Here is a 14,609-nt window from a genome sequence, read left to right on the forward strand (position 1 = left end):
AGAGTCCCCTCGCGATGACGCCTCTAGAAACCAAGCGCCCGCTGCAGCTCAATGATCAGGGCCAGCTGCGCCACTTCCTCTCGCTCGACGGTTTGCGCCGCGAGTTGCTGACGGAAATTCTCGACACCGCTGACTCATTCCTCGAAGTCGGCGCCCGGGCCGTGAAGAAAGTCCCGTTACTGCGCGGCAAAACCGTGTGCAACGTGTTCTTCGAAAACTCCACCCGCACCCGCACCACTTTCGAACTGGCGGCCCAGCGACTGTCGGCGGACGTCATCACGCTCAACGTGTCGACGTCCTCGGCTAGCAAGGGCGAAACCCTGCTCGATACCCTGCGCAATCTCGAAGCCATGGCCGCTGACATGTTTGTCGTGCGTCACGCAGACTCCGGCGCCGCGCACTTCATCGCCGAACACGTGTGCCCGCAAGTGGCGATCATCAATGGCGGCGACGGTCGTCATGCCCACCCGACCCAGGGCATGCTCGACATGCTGACGATCCGTCGGCACAAGGGCGGTTTTGAAAACCTGTCGGTGGCGATTGTCGGTGACATCCTGCATTCGCGGGTTGCCCGGTCAAACATGCTCGCGCTGAAAACCCTCGGCTGCCCGGACATCCGTGTGATCGCGCCAAAAACCCTGCTGCCGATCGGCATCGAGCAATACGGCGTGAAGGTTTACACAGACATGACCGAAGGCCTCAAAGACGTCGACGTGGTGATCATGCTGCGTCTGCAGCGTGAGCGCATGACCGGCGGCCTGCTGCCAAGCGAAGGCGAGTTCTATCGCTTGTTCGGCCTGACCACCGGGCGTCTGGCAGGGGCCAAACCGGACTGCATCGTGATGCACCCGGGTCCGATCAACCGTGGCGTGGAAATTGAGTCGGCGGTGGCCGACGGCCCGCATTCGGTGATTCTCAATCAGGTGACCTACGGGATCGCCATTCGTATGGCCGTGCTGTCCATGGCCATGAGCGGGCAAACCGCCCAGCGCCAATTCGAGCAGGAGAACGCCCAGTGAAGCTCAGCATCCTCGGCGCTCGCGTCATCGATCCCGTCAGCGGACTGGATCAAGTCACCGATATTCACCTTGAAGCCTGCAAGATTGTCGCGATCGGCGCCGCGCCTTCGGGGTTCGTCGCGCTCGACACGATCGACGCTCAAGGGCTGGTGGCAGCTCCCGGCCTGGTTGACCTGAACGTCGCCCTGCGTGAGCCGGGTTACAGCCGCAAAGGCTCGATTGTCAGCGAAACCCGCGCCGCCGCTGCCGGTGGCGTGACCAGCTTGTGCTGCCCGCCGAAAACCAGACCGGTGCTGGACACCTCGGCAGTGGCCGAACTGATCCTGGACCGCGCTCGCGAGGCCGGTAATGCCAAGGTGTTTCCGATCGGCGCCTTGAGTAAAGGTCTTGAGGGTGAGCAGCTTGCAGAGCTCGTGGCACTGCGCGATGCCGGTTGCGTGGCATTCGGCAACGGCCTGGAGAGTTTTCGCAACACGCGCACCCTGTGCCGAGCGCTGGAATACGCGGCAACGTTCGACCTGACAGTGATTTTCAATTCCCAGGATCATGACCTGGCCGAAGGTGGCCTGGCGCATGAAGGCCCGACCGCCAGCTTCCTCGGATTGCCGGGCATTCCTGAAACGGCTGAAACTGTGGCGCTTGCGCGGGATCTGCTGCTGGTCGAACAAAGTGGCGTGCGTGCGCACTTCAGCCAGCTCACCAGTGCTCGCGGCGTAGCGCTGATCGCTCAGGCCCAGGCGCGTGGTCTGCCGGTGACGGCTGATGTGGCACTGTATCAGCTGATTCTGACCGATGAGGCGCTGATCGACTTCAACAGCCTCTATCACGTGCAACCGCCGCTGCGCACGCGCGCGGACCGCGACGGCTTGCGTGAGGCGGTGAAGTCGGGGGTGGTTTCGGCTATCTCCAGTCATCACCAGCCGCATGAGCGGGACGCCAAACTGGCACCGTTCGGTGCGACCGAGCCGGGGATCAGCAGCGTCGAACTGCTGCTGCCGCTGGCAATGACATTGGTCGAGGACGGTTTGCTTGATCTGCCGACGTTACTGGCGCGCCTCAGCGCCGGCCCTGCCGAAGCGCTGCGCTTGCCGGCGGGTAAGCTGGCGGTGGGTGGGCCAGCGGATATTGTGCTGTTCGATCCAGCGGCATCCACCGTGGCCGGCGAAACCTGGCTGTCCAGGGGTGAGAACTGCCCGTTCGTTGGGCATAGCTTGCCAAGCGTGGTGCGTTACACGCTGGTGGATGGGCGGATTAGTCACCAGGCGTAACCAATGTGGAGAGGGTATGTGGCAGGAGGCTGTGTGGCGAGGGGGCTTGCCCCCGTTGGGTCGCGAAGCGGCCCCCAAAAACGCGACTGCTTCGCAGCCGAGCGGGGGCAAGCCCCCTCGCCACAGAAATGTTCTGGTCAAGTTTTTCCGGACACCGATTACGGTGATCAAGCTGCCTGTTGTTCCGTTGCTATTGGCGACAGGTAGCCGTTGTAACTGTGGAGCCTGATTCGGTTGTAGCGCATGAAGAAGCTGGTCATGTCCTTTCTCGCTTCTTCGATCTCTGTATAACCCCTGACAGGCACCCATTCTGATTTGAGCGTGCCAAAGAATCGCTCCGTTGGTGCGTTGTCCCAGCACTGGCCTCTGCGGCTCATACTTTGGATGATGCCGTGTTCAAGCAGTTCTGACTGGAAGCGTTGGCTGGTGTACTGGCAGCCTTGATCCGAATGGAACATCAAACCCGTATGCCTGCCTCTTACTTCAACCGCCATCCTTAGCGCCTTGGTGACCAGGTTGGCGTCATTGATCAGCGAAAACGCCCACCCGACGACCCGTCGGGCGAACAGGTCAATGACCACAGCCAGGTGATACCAGCGCTTCCCAACCATCAGGCTGGTAACGTCGCCGCACCAAACCTGATTGATTGCTGCTGGCTGGAAGTTACGTTCGAGCAGATTCCTGGCCACAAATGCCTCAACACCTCTGGAGCGGTACTGGTGGCGACGACGCTGCCTGCTGGTCAGGTTCGCCTCGGCCATGAGCTTTCCAGCCAGAAACCTTCCAACCCTGAACTGCTGGGCCTTCAAACACTTGGAAATCATTCTCGCACCGGCGCTTTCCCTGCTTTCAGCATGCAATTGCACGACCTTCGCCCTGAGCGCATCACGTTTGGCATTCGGTGCTGAGCGACGATGAAGCCAGTCATAGAACGCGCTGCGGGAAACGCCAAGGACGTCGCAAAGCTGGCTAGTCGGATACGAGCCCGACTCTCTCAGTTCCTCGATCAGGAAAAACGATCGGGATCCGACATCAAGAGAGCGGTAGCCTTTTTTAAGATTTCGGCCTCGGTCTCAAGGCGTTTGATCTTGGCACGTAGCTGCTGGAGTTCACGCTGTTCATCACTGATCGCCATGGTGCCTGCGACTGGCTGTCCTTTTTGACGTTCTTTACGAACCTGATCAACCCAGCGGCGCAGAGCCGTAGGGCCGACTTCCATTGATGCGCAGACGTCGGGAACCGAACAGTTGTCGTCAAGAACCATGCTGGCAGCACGTCGCTTGAACTCGCGGGTATAGGTCTTTCGTTCTTGCATGGAACCTCCTGATTGGGCGAATCATATCGCCCTTAAGAGGTGTCCGGGATCATTAGGCCAGTTCAAAACCCCTCCCGAAGGAGCCGCCTCCGAAGAAGCCTCCTCAACAAACAAGCTTCACGCCACTCCAGCTCCCTCGCCACATGACTTAGCGGAAAGCGCCGCGGTTCTGCGCATTGCGCACGGACACCTGGTCATTCAGCGTCCAGAAGTCATACAGCACCCCCAAAAAGAACAACCCGCCTGTTACCAGGTACAGCAACCCGCTGATCCACTTTCCCTGATACATCCGGTGAACACCAAAGATGCCAAGGAAAGTCAGCAGAATCCACGCGACGTTGTATTCGATCGGTCCGGCGGTAAAGCGCAAATCCGCTTCCCGGTCCATGGCCGGGATCAGGAACAGGTCGATCAGCCAACCGATTCCCAGCAAACCGAATGTGAAGAACCAGATCGTCCCGGTCACGGGCTTGCCGTAATAGAAGCGGTGGGCGCCGGTAAAACCAAGAATCCACAGCAAATAACCAATCAGCTTGCTGTGCGTGTCCTGATGCGAAACGGGATGTTGATAGGTGTTCATTTGGGCCTCGATGCACACGATAGATAAATATTGTTGAATTCTTTGTGACTTTTTTACAAGCGGCCGACGTACGGTCGTTCACACTGAGCGTCTGTTAAAGCCTTGTTGCCCTTAACTTTTGTCCGACAGTCCGGACGGATTCCGGTTTATTTGGTTCCCTTGACCAGTGGCTGAATCGACCAACGGACCCGGAAGGGGCAAAAAAGCTGTTATAAAGTTGCGCGCTAACCTATATGAGCCCTGCCGAATGCGTCCAATTTTCAAGACATGGCTAACCATTTGCCTATTAATGCCACTGGCCGCCCACGCCACCAATCGTGAGCAACGTCTTCCCAACGTCAATGGTTTCACCCCTAAATCTCATGTTGCTGCTCCGGCAAGCAAAAACAAGCAAACTGCTAAACGTCCGACCCAGCTGAGCAAAGCCAACAGCAAACTTGTGCCCCCGATGGGAACCAAGGAAAGCAGCAATGTGTTGAGTCGCGCGGTGAACGTGCTCGGTACACCTTACCGTTGGGGCGGCAGCAGCCCAAGTAAAGGTTTTGATTGCAGCGGTCTGGTGAAATACGCGTTCAACGACGCCACCTTTGACCTGCCGCGCACGTCCAATGCCATGGCCACAGGGCATGGCGAGAAAGTCGATCGCAAGGACCTGAAACCCGGCGACCTGATTTTCTTCAACATCAAGAGCCGCCGGGTCAATCACGTTGCTATCTACCTGGGTAACGACCGTTTCATCCATGCGCCTCGGCGTGGCAAATCGGTCACCATCGACACACTGAAGAAGCCTTACTGGCAGAGCCATTACGTGGTTGCCAAGCGGGTGTTGCCGAAAGAGAAGAGCACGCTGCAGGTTGTTCAGCGCTGATCAATGGTAAGCCCCTGTGGCGAGAAGACTTGTGTGGCTAGGGGGCTTGTGTGGCGAGGGAGCTTGTGTGGCGAGGGGGCTTGCCCCCGCTGGGTTGCGCAGCGACCCCGCTTCTTTGGGCCTGCTACGCATGCCAACGGGGACAAGTCCCCTCGCCACAAAAGCTCCAGCTACAAAGCCCCTGCTACAAAGCCCCTTGCCACATAGCCACCTGCCACAAAAGCCCCTTGCCACATAGCCCCCTCCCATAAAGCCCTTCGCCAGAGGGCCGTGTTCAACGTCAGAAATTATCCGGCGACCGCGCCTTCTCTCGTGCATGTTCGCGACCGATCAACCCTTTGGTCACCAGATCTTTCAGGCACATATCCAGCGTCTGCATCCCCAGGTGTCCTCCGGTCTGAATTGACGAATACATCTGCGCCACCTTGTCCTCGCGAATCAGGTTACGGATTGCCGAGGTGCCGAGCATGATTTCATGCGCGGCGATGCGCCCCCCGCCGACTTTCTTCACCAATGTCTGCGAGACCACCGCCAGCAGTGACTCGGACAGCATCGAGCGCACCATCGACTTTTCGTCCCCCGGGAATACATCCACAACCCTGTCGATGGTTTTCGCTGCCGAGGTGGTGTGCAGTGTGCCGAACACCAGATGGCCAGTCTCGGCCGCTGTCAGCGCGAGGCGGATGGTTTCGAGGTCGCGCAGTTCGCCCACCAGAATTACGTCCGGGTCCTCACGCAGGGCCGAGCGCAATGCGGTGGCGAAGCTGCGGGTATCACGGTGGACTTCGCGCTGATTGATCAGGCATTTGCGCGATTCGTGAACGAACTCGATAGGGTCTTCGATGGTGAGAATGTGATGGTGGCGATGGTTATTCAGGTAATCGATCATCGCCGCCAGTGTCGTCGATTTGCCGGAACCGGTCGGGCCTGTCACCAATACCAGCCCACGAGGCGACTCGGTAATGCGGCGAAACACTTCCCCCATGCCCAGGTCATCCATGCTCAGGACTTTCGAAGGAATGGTCCGGAACACCGCACCCGCACCGCGATTCTGATTGAACGCATTGACCCGAAACCGCGCGACACCGGGCACGTCGAAGGAAAAGTCGGTTTCCAGATGCTTTTCGAAGTCAACCCGCTGAGTGTCGTTCATGATGTCGTAGATCAGCTCCTGCACCTGCTTGTGATCCAGTGCCGGGAGGTTGATGCGGCGCACATCGCCGTCGACGCGAATCATCGGTGGCAGGCCAGCCGACAGGTGCAGGTCGGACGCGCCTTGTTTGGCGCTGAAAGCCAGCAGCTCAGTGATATCCATAGCGCTCCTCAATTCCAGTAGAATGCCGCGAACTCTGACCCGCTGGCGCACATTGAATGTCCACGATAGCAGACAACATCGTTCAGGTTACTTCGCGCATTCAGGCCGCGACTCTTGCCGCCCACCGCGACGAGCACAGCGTGCAACTGCTGGCGGTGAGCAAGACCAAGCCTGCCGAAGCGCTGCGTGAAGCCTGGGCTGCCGGAATCCGCGATTTTGGCGAAAACTATCTGCAGGAAGCCTTGAGCAAACAGCTCGAGTTGGCGGACCTGCCCTTGATCTGGCACTTTATCGGCCCCATTCAATCGAACAAGACTCGTGCAATTGCCGAGCATTTCGCCTGGGTGCATTCCGTGGATCGCTTGAAAATCGCACAACGTCTGTCCGAACAACGTCCCGCCGATTTACCGCCATTGAACATTTGCATCCAGGTCAACGTCAGCGGCGAAGCCAGCAAATCCGGCTGCACTCCCGCTGATCTGCCGGCGCTGGCCAATGCCATCAGTGAACTGCCGCGCTTGACGTTGCGCGGGTTGATGGCCATTCCCGAGCCGACGGAAGAGCGTGCCGCTCAGGACGCAGCGTTTGCCGCCGTACGAAATTTGCAAGCCAGCCTCAATCTGCCGCTCGACACACTTTCCATGGGCATGAGCCACGACCTTGAGTCGGCCATTGCCATGGGCGCCACGTGGGTCCGTGTCGGTACGGCCCTGTTTGGTGCCCGCGACTATCATCAGCCTTGAACCATGGCCGACTCTTCTCTTTATAAGGACCTGACATGAGCAACACTCGTATTGCCTTTATCGGTGCCGGCAACATGGCTGCCAGCCTGATCGGCGGGTTGCGCGCCAAGGGCCTCGACGCCGGACAGATCCGCGCCAGCGATCCAGGCGCCGAGACCCGCGCCAAAGTGAAGGCCGAACACGGCATCGACGTCTTCGCCGACAACGCCGAAGCCATCAATGACGCCGACGTCGTCGTGCTGGCGGTCAAACCCCAGGCGATGAAAGCCGTCTGCGAGGCGATCCGTCCGAGCCTGAAGCCGGATCAACTGATCGTGTCGATTGCGGCGGGCATCACCTGCGCCAGCATGAACAACTGGCTCGGCGCCCAGCCGATCGTGCGCTGCATGCCCAATACCCCGGCGCTGCTGCGTCAGGGTGTGAGCGGTTTGTTCGCCACCGCCGAAGTAACCGCGCAGCAACGCCAGCAGGCGCAAGAACTGCTCTCTGCAGTCGGCATCGCCTTGTGGCTGAATGAAGAACAGCAGCTGGACGCGGTCACCGCGGTGTCCGGTTCAGGCCCGGCCTATTTCTTCCTGTTGATCGAAGCGATGACCGCTGCCGGCGTAAAGCTCGGTCTGCCGGCAGACGTCGCTGCACAACTGACCGTGCAGACCGCTTTGGGCGCCGCGCACATGGCGGTGTCCAGTGACGTCGATGCAGCTGAACTGCGTCGGCGCGTGACTTCACCGTCGGGCACCACGGAAGCTGCGATCAAATCATTCCAGGCCGGGGGCTTTGAAGCCCTGGTCGAAAAAGCACTCGGCGCCGCTGCGCACCGCTCGGCCGAAATGGCCGAACAACTGGGTCAATAAGGAGCCTTACATGATTGGATTGAACACTGCAGCGGTCTACGTGCTGCAAACCCTCGGCAGCCTGTATCTGCTGATCGTGCTGTTGCGCTTCGTACTGCAACTGGTGCGCGCGAACTTCTACAACCCGCTTTGCCAGTTCATCGTCAAAGCCACACAACCGCTGCTCAAACCTCTGCGCCGGATTATTCCGAGCATGTTCGGCCTGGACATGTCTTCGCTGGTGCTGGCGATTCTCGTGCAACTGGTGCTGATGGCCCTGACGCTGCTGCTGACTTACGGCACTACCGGCAATCCGCTGCAATTGTTCATCTGGTCGTTGATCGGCGTCACGGCGCTTTTTCTGAAGATTTTCTTTTTCGCCATGATCATCAGCGTGATCCTGTCCTGGGTCGCACCGGGCAGCCACAACCCTGGCGCTGAACTGGTGAACGACATCTGCGAACCGGCCCTGGCGCCGTTCCGCAAGATCGTGCCGAACCTTGGCGGCCTGGATATTTCGCCAATCCTGGCGTTTCTGGTGCTCAAGCTGATCGACATGCTGGTGATCAATAACCTCGCGGCCATGACGATGATGCCGGAGATCCTGCGCCTGTTGATGTAACCAGCAGGCTCACGGAGTTATCCTTCATCGTCGGAATGCCGCCCAGACCAAGCCCGGCTCCCACAGGATGCAATCTCTGTGGGAGCGTGGCTTGGTCTGGGCGGCATTCCGACGATGGCCGCGCCTCGATCTGACTGAATAAAAACAGCCCCGGCCTTTGCTTGCCGCTGACCCCACCGGTCTTTAGACTTACGCCTCATTTCAACGAGAGCAGGGTCGATGCCAACTGCCTTTCCCGCCGATTCTGTTGGTCTGGTGACGCCGCAAGTGGCGCACTTCAGCGATCCTCTGGCCCTGGCCTGCGGCCGTTCGCTTCCAGCGTATGACCTGATCTACGAAACCTACGGCACGCTTAATGCCGCGGCGAGCAACGCCGTGCTGATCTGCCACGCCTTGTCGGGCCATCATCACGCCGCCGGCTTCCACAGCCCCGACAACCGTAAACCCGGTTGGTGGGACAGCTGCATCGGCCCCGGCAAACCGATCGACACCCACAAATTTTTTGTGGTCAGCCTGAACAACCTCGGCGGCTGCAACGGTTCGACCGGCCCCAGCAGTATCAACCCGGACACCGGCAAGCCTTTTGGCGCCGACTTCCCGGTGCTTACCGTGGAAGACTGGGTGCACAGTCAGGCGCGCCTGTCCGATCTGCTCGGTATCAGTCAGTGGGCCGCGGTCATCGGCGGCAGCCTAGGCGGCATGCAGGCCTTGCAGTGGACCATCACCTATCCAGACCGCGTGCGGCACTGCCTGGCCATCGCCTCGGCACCCAAGCTCTCGGCGCAAAACATTGCCTTCAACGAAGTTGCCCGCCAGGCCATCCTCACCGACCCCGAATTCCATGGCGGTTCGTTTCAGGAAGCAGGCGTGATCCCCAAACGCGGCCTGATGCTGGCGCGGATGGTCGGGCACATCACCTACCTGTCCGACGATTCCATGGGCGAAAAATTCGGCCGTGGCCTCAAGAGCGAAAAGCTTAATTACGACTTCCACAGCGTCGAGTTTCAGGTCGAAAGCTACCTGCGTTATCAGGGCGAAGAGTTTTCCGGACGTTTCGATGCCAACACTTATCTGCTGATGACCAAGGCGCTGGACTACTTTGACCCCGCGGCGAACTTCGACGATGACCTGGCGAAAACCTTCGCCGACGCCTCGGCCAAATTCTGCGTGATGTCCTTCACCACCGACTGGCGCTTCTCCCCTGCCCGCTCGCGAGAACTGGTGGACGCGCTGATGGCGGCCAAAAAAGACGTTTGCTACCTCGAGATCGATGCTCCGCAAGGTCACGATGCCTTCCTGATACCGATCCCGCGCTATCTGCAGGCGTTCAGCAATTACATGAACCGCATCACGTTATGAGAAAGCCATGAGAGCTGATCTGGAAATCATCCAGGAATGGATCCCCGCCGGCAGTCGCGTGCTCGACCTCGGCTGCGGTGATGGCGAGTTGCTGACCTGGCTGCGCGACCACAAGCAAGTGACCGGCTACGGCCTGGAAAACGACCCCGACAACATTGCCGAGTGCGTCGCCAAAGGCATCAATGTGATCGAGCAGGATCTGGACAAAGGCCTCGGCAACTTTGCCAGCAACAGCTTCGACATCGTGGTCATGACCCAGGCGCTGCAAGCCGTGCACTATCCCGACCGGATTCTAGACGAGATGCTGCGGGTCGGTCGTCAGTGCATCATCACGTTCCCCAACTTCGGTCACTGGCGCTGCCGCTGGTACCTGGCAAGCAAGGGACGGATGCCGGTGTCGGAATTCCTTCCTTACACCTGGTACAACACGCCAAACATTCACTTCTGTACCTTCGAAGACTTTGAAGCGTTATGTCGTGAACGTGAAGCCAAGGTCATTGATCGGCTAGCCGTGGATCAACAGCATCGCCACGGGTGGGCCAGCAAGCTATGGCCTAATCTGTTAGGTGAGATCGGCATTTACCGCGTCAGCAGTCCAGGGCTGCAGGATCACCGCATCGCGGTCTGAACCACGCCATATCACGGAGAACGATCATGGGTCGACCAGCACTGTTTTTACTTACTGCCTGCCTGAGCGTCGGCGCCATGGCTGCCGACGTCATCAAGGGCGACCGCCAGGAAAAATTTGGTGATGTGACGGTGCATTACAACACCTTCAACTCGACGTTCCTGACACCGGACATCGCCAAGGCTGCCGAGCTGACACGCAGCAAGAACCAGGGCGTGATCAACGTTTCGGTGCTCAAAGAAGGCAAGCCTCTGATGGCACAGGTCAGCGGCACGGTCAAAGACTTGACCAGCCAGTCGGTGAAGCTCAACTTCCGCCAGATCACCGAGCAAGGCGCGATCTACTACATCGCCCAGTTTCCGGTGGATCAGCAGGAAATCCGCACCTTCGAGATCAAGGTGCAGAACGGTGACAAAATCAACACCATCAATTTCAACCAAGAGCTTTTCCCCGGCGAATGATCAACCTCACTCAACTCGTACTGGCCAGTCACAACGCCGGCAAACTCAAAGAACTGCAAGCCATGCTCGGCGAATCGGTGCAGCTGCGCTCGATCGGCGAATTCAGCAGTGTCGAGCCTGAAGAAACCGGCCTGTCGTTTGTCGAGAACGCTATCCTCAAGGCGCGCAATGCCGCTCGTATTTCCGGGCTACCCGCCCTGGCGGACGATTCCGGCCTGGCAGTGGACTTCCTTGGTGGTGCGCCCGGGATTTACTCAGCCCGTTATGCTGACGGCCAAGGCGATGCGGCGAACAATGCCAAGCTGCTGGATGCGCTGAAGGATGTACCGCCAGCCGAACGCGGTGCGCAGTTTGTCTGCGTGCTCGCGTTGGTCCGTCACGCGGACGATCCGTTGCCGATTCTGTGCGAAGGCCTGTGGCACGGACGCATACTGCCGGCCGCGAGCGGTGCACACGGTTTTGGTTACGACCCGCTGTTCTGGGTGCCGGAGCGTGATTGCTCCAGCGCCGAGCTGAGCCCCAGCGAAAAGAACCTGATCAGCCACCGCGCCCGGGCAATGGATCTGCTGCGCCAGCGTCTGGGCCTGAAATGACCCACGACCGTTCCGCATCACCGCTGATTTTCGGCGGCGCTGCGCAATCGCCTCGGGCGGCCCTCCCCGTGCTGCCGCCACTGGCGTTGTACATCCACATTCCGTGGTGCGTACGCAAATGCCCTTATTGCGACTTCAATTCCCACACCGCCAGCCCGGTGTTGCCGGAGCAAGAGTACGTCGATGCATTGCTCGCCGACCTTGATCAGGACCTGCACGCCGTCTACGGTCGTGAGCTGAGTTCGATCTTCTTCGGCGGCGGCACGCCGAGCCTGTTCAGCGCTGAAGCCTTGGGTCGATTGCTCAAAGGCGTCGAGCAACGCATTGCGTTCGCCAGCGATATCGAAATCACACTGGAAGCCAATCCGGGGACGTTCGAGCAGGAAAAATTCGTGGCCTACCGGGCGCTGGGCATCAATCGGCTGTCGATTGGTATCCAGAGTTTTCAGCAGGCGAAGCTTGAAGCGTTGGGGCGGATTCACAATGGTGATGAAGCGGTACGTGCTGCCGGCATGGCGCGCGAGGCCGGGTTCGACAACTTCAATCTGGACCTGATGCACGGCTTGCCGAATCAGTCGCTGGACGATGCATTGAGCGACCTGCGTCAGGCCATCGCGCTGAAACCCACGCATCTGTCCTGGTACCAGCTGACCCTGGAGCCAAACACGGTGTTCTGGAATCAGCCGCCGACCCTGCCCGAAGATGACACGCTGTGGGACATTCAGGAAGCCGGGCAGGCGCTGCTGGCCGAGCACGGCTACGCGCAATATGAAGTCTCGGCCTATGCTCAGCCTGGTCGCCCGGCGCGGCACAACCTCAATTACTGGAGTTTCGGCGACTTCATCGGCATTGGCGCCGGCGCCCACGGCAAGGTCAGTCACCCGGACGGGCGCATTGTGCGCACCTGGAAGACGCGTTTACCCAAAGACTATTTGAACCCGGCGAAAAACTTCCAGGCGGGCCAGAAAGCCCTGACCAATGAAGAGCTGCCGTTCGAGTTTTTGATGAACGCCTTGCGATTGACGGCAGGGGTTGAATCGCATGTGTATCCCGAACGTACGGGTTTGCCGTTGGAAAGCCTGGCGGAAGGGCGTCGGGAGGCAGAACAAAGTGGCCTGTTGCAGGTCGAACCGTCACGTCTGGCGGCCACCGAGCGCGGACAACTCTTTCTCAATGACTTGCTGCAGAATTTTCTGACCTAAGGAATTCGAATGGATTTGGTACTCGACCTGCTCGCCACGGTGTCACGCTGGAGCCGCAGCAACCTCTCGGAAATCTCTCTGGCGCTGGTGGGCTGCTTGCTGGTGCTGTTCGGCGCGGACATCAAAGGCTGGGTCGATCAACGACTGGGCAGCATCGCTGGCGCTCTGCGCGTCCCGCTGATGGCCCTGGTGTGCATGATCGGCAGCGGCGCGGCGCTGATCTACGCCACCCCGTGGATCATCAAAGGCCTGAGCCAGTTCAACAACTACAGCCTTGCGCCGGTGTTGTTGGTGGTGCTGGTGCTGATTGGCGTGGTCGCTGACCGCCGGTAAATTCAGCTCACACCACAAACTGAAGTGCGCCCCAAAACCTGGACACCGGTTGGCTAAGCTATCGCGAACTGCGCCCTGTACGCTACAGGGCTCAGTCCGCCCAGTTTCATCTTGATTCGATCATGGTTGTAGTAACGGATGTATTCATCCAGCCCGGCTTGCAACTGGGCCACGCTGTCGAAGCGCTCGCGGTAGAAATATTCAGACTTCAATGTGCCAAAAAAGCTCTCCATCGTCGCGTTGTCCAGGCAGTTTCCCTTGCGCGACATGCTTTGTTCCAGGCCCGCTTTTTCCAGGCGTTCCCGGTAATCCGGGTAGCGGTAGTGCCAGCCTTGATCGGAGTGCAGCAGGGGCTTGACAGTCTCAGGTAGCCGCTCCAGAGCTTTCTCCAGCATGTCACCCACCAAGGTATAGCGAGGCCGGGTGGCGGTCTGATAAGCGACAATTTCGCCATTGTAGAGATCCAGCACCGGAGACAAGTACAACTTTTCACCCGCCACTTTGAACTCGGTGACATCCGTGACCCATTTCTGATTCGGCTGCCCGGCCTCGAAATCGCGAGCCAGCGTGTTGGGCGAGGCTTCGCCCATCAGCCCGCGGTATGAGCGGTATTTCTTCGGGCGCACCGTGCACTTGAGACCCAATTCGTCCATCAGCCTTCGCACCGTTTTACTGTTAACCCTCTGGCCGATGTTACGTAGCGCAGCAGTCATCCGACGATAGCCATAACGCCCCTTATGGGTGGCCTGGATGCTCTGGATAGCGGCTTTCAGTGAGGCGAACCGATCTCCACTCGCCATTGCCTTGGCTTGATAGTAGTAAGTGCTGCGTGGCAGGTCGGCGGCTTCAAGCAGCTCATCGAGCGCAAAATGCTCTCGCAACTCAGTAACTAGCGTGGTTTTTTGCCGACGGCTTTCGCCTGCTCCTGCCTTTTCTTCTCCTCCCTGAACTCTTTGAGCTTTTTTAGCCAGGCATTCTCCACCTGGAGCTTGCGAAGCTTGATCAGCAACTCTGCGTGCGAAAGGTCATCATCACTTGGCGATGTCGGGTCAGGAATCTTGTCAGGTGGCAGGGTCATGGCGGTGTTCAATCCTTTCCCTGCAGACAGGGCTTCGAAGCCGCCACTGTAATACCGCTGCTGCCATCTGCCCACCTGGCTTGAGTTGCCAAGATTGAAAAGGGCCGCCACGCGACGTAAAGACAGCTTGTCTCGCCACATGCGCTGTAGAACGCCGAGTTTGAACTCAGGGCTGTAGACCCTGTTGCGAACCTTCAGGCTGGCATCACCATGCAACCGGTAGGCCTCCACCCAGCGGCGAAGCAAGGTAGGGTCCATCTGGAATTGGGCTGCTATGAAGCGAAAACCTCTGCCTCGCTCGAGAAAAGCGGTGATAGCAGACAACTTGAATTGCGATGTGTACTGACTCATGAAAACACCCCAGAGATTGGATTGGATGTCCAACTTCTGGG

The 14,609-nt window shown here is 59.0% G+C and carries 17 protein-coding genes; 12 read left to right on the forward strand and 5 right to left on the reverse strand.

The genetic code is table 11. From position 1 onward, the window contains the following. Positions 1–14: 14 nt before the first annotated feature. Positions 15–1,019, forward strand: a complete 1,005-nt coding sequence (locus ACYZT1_RS23555) for an aspartate carbamoyltransferase catalytic subunit (RefSeq protein WP_462016928.1) — start codon at positions 15–17, stop codon at positions 1,017–1,019. Further along, positions 1,016–2,287 carry a dihydroorotase gene (locus ACYZT1_RS23560; protein WP_462016929.1) on the forward strand — a complete coding sequence of 424 codons (1,272 nt, stop codon included), beginning with the start codon at positions 1,016–1,018 and terminating at the stop codon, positions 2,285–2,287. The genes ACYZT1_RS23555 and ACYZT1_RS23560 overlap by 4 nt, the downstream gene beginning before the upstream one ends. Before the next feature lie 167 nt (positions 2,288–2,454). On the opposite strand, the gene ACYZT1_RS23565 is transcribed toward ACYZT1_RS23560, so the two are convergent. The 3 genes from ACYZT1_RS23565 to ACYZT1_RS23575 all read right to left on the reverse strand — a co-directional run bounded on the left by ACYZT1_RS23565 (position 2,455) and on the right by ACYZT1_RS23575 (position 4,182). After that, on the reverse strand, positions 2,455–3,297 hold the full coding sequence (locus ACYZT1_RS23565) for an IS3 family transposase (protein WP_462019180.1): 843 nt from the start codon (positions 3,295–3,297) through the stop codon (positions 2,455–2,457). Continuing rightward, on the reverse strand, positions 3,294–3,602 hold the full coding sequence (locus tag ACYZT1_RS23570; RefSeq protein ID WP_462016930.1) for a transposase: 309 nt from the start codon (positions 3,600–3,602) through the stop codon (positions 3,294–3,296). Before ACYZT1_RS23570 ends, ACYZT1_RS23565 begins: the two co-directional genes overlap by 4 nt. A 148-nt stretch (positions 3,603–3,750) precedes the next feature. Continuing rightward, entirely contained in the window at positions 3,751–4,182 is a 432-nt protein-coding gene (locus tag ACYZT1_RS23575) for an NINE protein (protein ID WP_462016931.1), read from the reverse strand. A gap of 247 nt (positions 4,183–4,429) precedes the next feature. On the opposite strand from ACYZT1_RS23575, the gene ACYZT1_RS23580 reads away from it, so the two are divergent. Then, entirely contained in the window at positions 4,430–5,050 is a 621-nt protein-coding gene (locus ACYZT1_RS23580) for a C40 family peptidase (protein WP_462016932.1), read from the forward strand. Positions 5,051–5,330: 280 nt separating this feature from the next. Here the strand turns inward: ACYZT1_RS23580 and ACYZT1_RS23585 are convergent, their stop codons facing one another. Beyond that, positions 5,331–6,365 (reverse strand): type IV pilus twitching motility protein PilT, encoded by a 1,035-nt coding sequence (locus ACYZT1_RS23585; RefSeq protein ID WP_462016933.1) that lies wholly within the window; start codon positions 6,363–6,365, stop codon positions 5,331–5,333. A 56-nt stretch (positions 6,366–6,421) separates the two neighbouring features. On the opposite strand from ACYZT1_RS23585, the gene ACYZT1_RS23590 reads away from it, so the two are divergent. The 9 genes from ACYZT1_RS23590 to ACYZT1_RS23630 all read left to right on the forward strand — a co-directional run bounded on the left by ACYZT1_RS23590 (position 6,422) and on the right by ACYZT1_RS23630 (position 13,139). Further along, positions 6,422–7,108: a YggS family pyridoxal phosphate-dependent enzyme gene (locus ACYZT1_RS23590; RefSeq protein ID WP_462016934.1), complete on the forward strand. Its 687-nt coding sequence runs from the start codon at positions 6,422–6,424 to the stop codon at positions 7,106–7,108. Positions 7,109–7,143: 35 nt separating this feature from the next. Next, complete coding sequence (gene proC, locus ACYZT1_RS23595; protein ID WP_462016935.1) at positions 7,144–7,962, forward strand: pyrroline-5-carboxylate reductase; 819 nt, start codon at positions 7,144–7,146, stop codon at positions 7,960–7,962. A gap of 10 nt (positions 7,963–7,972) precedes the next feature. Continuing rightward, positions 7,973–8,563 (forward strand): YggT family protein, encoded by a 591-nt coding sequence (locus ACYZT1_RS23600; RefSeq protein ID WP_462016936.1) that lies wholly within the window; start codon positions 7,973–7,975, stop codon positions 8,561–8,563. A gap of 219 nt (positions 8,564–8,782) precedes the next feature. After that, entirely contained in the window at positions 8,783–9,922 is a 1,140-nt protein-coding gene (gene metX / locus ACYZT1_RS23605) for a homoserine O-succinyltransferase MetX (RefSeq protein WP_462016937.1), read from the forward strand. 7 nt (positions 9,923–9,929) lie between these two features. Then, entirely contained in the window at positions 9,930–10,550 is a 621-nt protein-coding gene (gene metW / locus ACYZT1_RS23610; protein ID WP_150581407.1) for a methionine biosynthesis protein MetW, read from the forward strand. Positions 10,551–10,576: 26 nt separating this feature from the next. Further along, positions 10,577–11,011 carry a DUF4426 domain-containing protein gene (locus ACYZT1_RS23615; protein WP_462016938.1) on the forward strand — a complete coding sequence of 145 codons (435 nt, stop codon included), beginning with the start codon at positions 10,577–10,579 and terminating at the stop codon, positions 11,009–11,011. Next, a complete protein-coding gene (gene rdgB, locus ACYZT1_RS23620; RefSeq protein ID WP_462016939.1) occupies positions 11,008–11,604 on the forward strand; it encodes an RdgB/HAM1 family non-canonical purine NTP pyrophosphatase in 597 nt (198 codons plus the stop codon). Before ACYZT1_RS23615 ends, rdgB begins: the two co-directional genes overlap by 4 nt. Then, positions 11,601–12,806: a radical SAM family heme chaperone HemW gene (gene hemW / locus ACYZT1_RS23625; RefSeq protein ID WP_462016940.1), complete on the forward strand. Its 1,206-nt coding sequence runs from the start codon at positions 11,601–11,603 to the stop codon at positions 12,804–12,806. Before rdgB ends, hemW begins: the two co-directional genes overlap by 4 nt. 9 nt (positions 12,807–12,815) lie before the next feature. Further along, entirely contained in the window at positions 12,816–13,139 is a 324-nt protein-coding gene (locus ACYZT1_RS23630; RefSeq protein ID WP_462016941.1) for a DUF3392 domain-containing protein, read from the forward strand. 53 nt (positions 13,140–13,192) lie between these two features. Here ACYZT1_RS23630 and ACYZT1_RS23635 read toward each other — a convergent pair. Continuing rightward, positions 13,193–14,568, reverse strand: a protein-coding gene (locus ACYZT1_RS23635; protein ID WP_462016840.1) for an IS3 family transposase whose coding sequence is annotated in 2 segments (ribosomal slippage) — positions 13,193–14,095 and positions 14,098–14,568 — 1,374 coding nt in all. Because the reading frame shifts where the segments join, the coding sequence is not laid out codon by codon here. Positions 14,569–14,609 lie beyond the last annotated feature (41 nt).

The sequence above is a fragment of the Pseudomonas sp. PB3P13 genome (assembly GCF_054897735.1).

Bases quoted from the DNA above. Each gene is read 5' to 3' on its own strand.
- ACYZT1_RS23555 (WP_462016928.1), top strand. From the start codon at position 15: ATGACGCCTCTAGAAACCAAGCGCCCGCTGCAGCTCAATGATCAGGGC.
- ACYZT1_RS23570 (WP_462016930.1), bottom strand. From the start codon at position 3,602: ATGCAAGAACGAAAGACCTATACCCGCGAGTTCAAGCGACGTGCTGCC.
- ACYZT1_RS23575 (WP_462016931.1), bottom strand. From the start codon at position 4,182: ATGAACACCTATCAACATCCCGTTTCGCATCAGGACACGCACAGCAAG.
- ACYZT1_RS23580 (WP_462016932.1), top strand. From the start codon at position 4,430: ATGCGTCCAATTTTCAAGACATGGCTAACCATTTGCCTATTAATGCCA.
- ACYZT1_RS23585 (WP_462016933.1), bottom strand. From the start codon at position 6,365: ATGGATATCACTGAGCTGCTGGCTTTCAGCGCCAAACAAGGCGCGTCC.
- ACYZT1_RS23590 (WP_462016934.1), top strand. From the start codon at position 6,422: ATGTCCACGATAGCAGACAACATCGTTCAGGTTACTTCGCGCATTCAG.
- proC (WP_462016935.1), top strand. From the start codon at position 7,144: ATGAGCAACACTCGTATTGCCTTTATCGGTGCCGGCAACATGGCTGCC.
- ACYZT1_RS23600 (WP_462016936.1), top strand. From the start codon at position 7,973: ATGATTGGATTGAACACTGCAGCGGTCTACGTGCTGCAAACCCTCGGC.
- metX (WP_462016937.1), top strand. From the start codon at position 8,783: ATGCCAACTGCCTTTCCCGCCGATTCTGTTGGTCTGGTGACGCCGCAA.
- metW (WP_150581407.1), top strand. From the start codon at position 9,930: ATGAGAGCTGATCTGGAAATCATCCAGGAATGGATCCCCGCCGGCAGT.
- ACYZT1_RS23615 (WP_462016938.1), top strand. From the start codon at position 10,577: ATGGGTCGACCAGCACTGTTTTTACTTACTGCCTGCCTGAGCGTCGGC.
- rdgB (WP_462016939.1), top strand. From the start codon at position 11,008: ATGATCAACCTCACTCAACTCGTACTGGCCAGTCACAACGCCGGCAAA.
- hemW (WP_462016940.1), top strand. From the start codon at position 11,601: ATGACCCACGACCGTTCCGCATCACCGCTGATTTTCGGCGGCGCTGCG.
- ACYZT1_RS23630 (WP_462016941.1), top strand. From the start codon at position 12,816: ATGGATTTGGTACTCGACCTGCTCGCCACGGTGTCACGCTGGAGCCGC.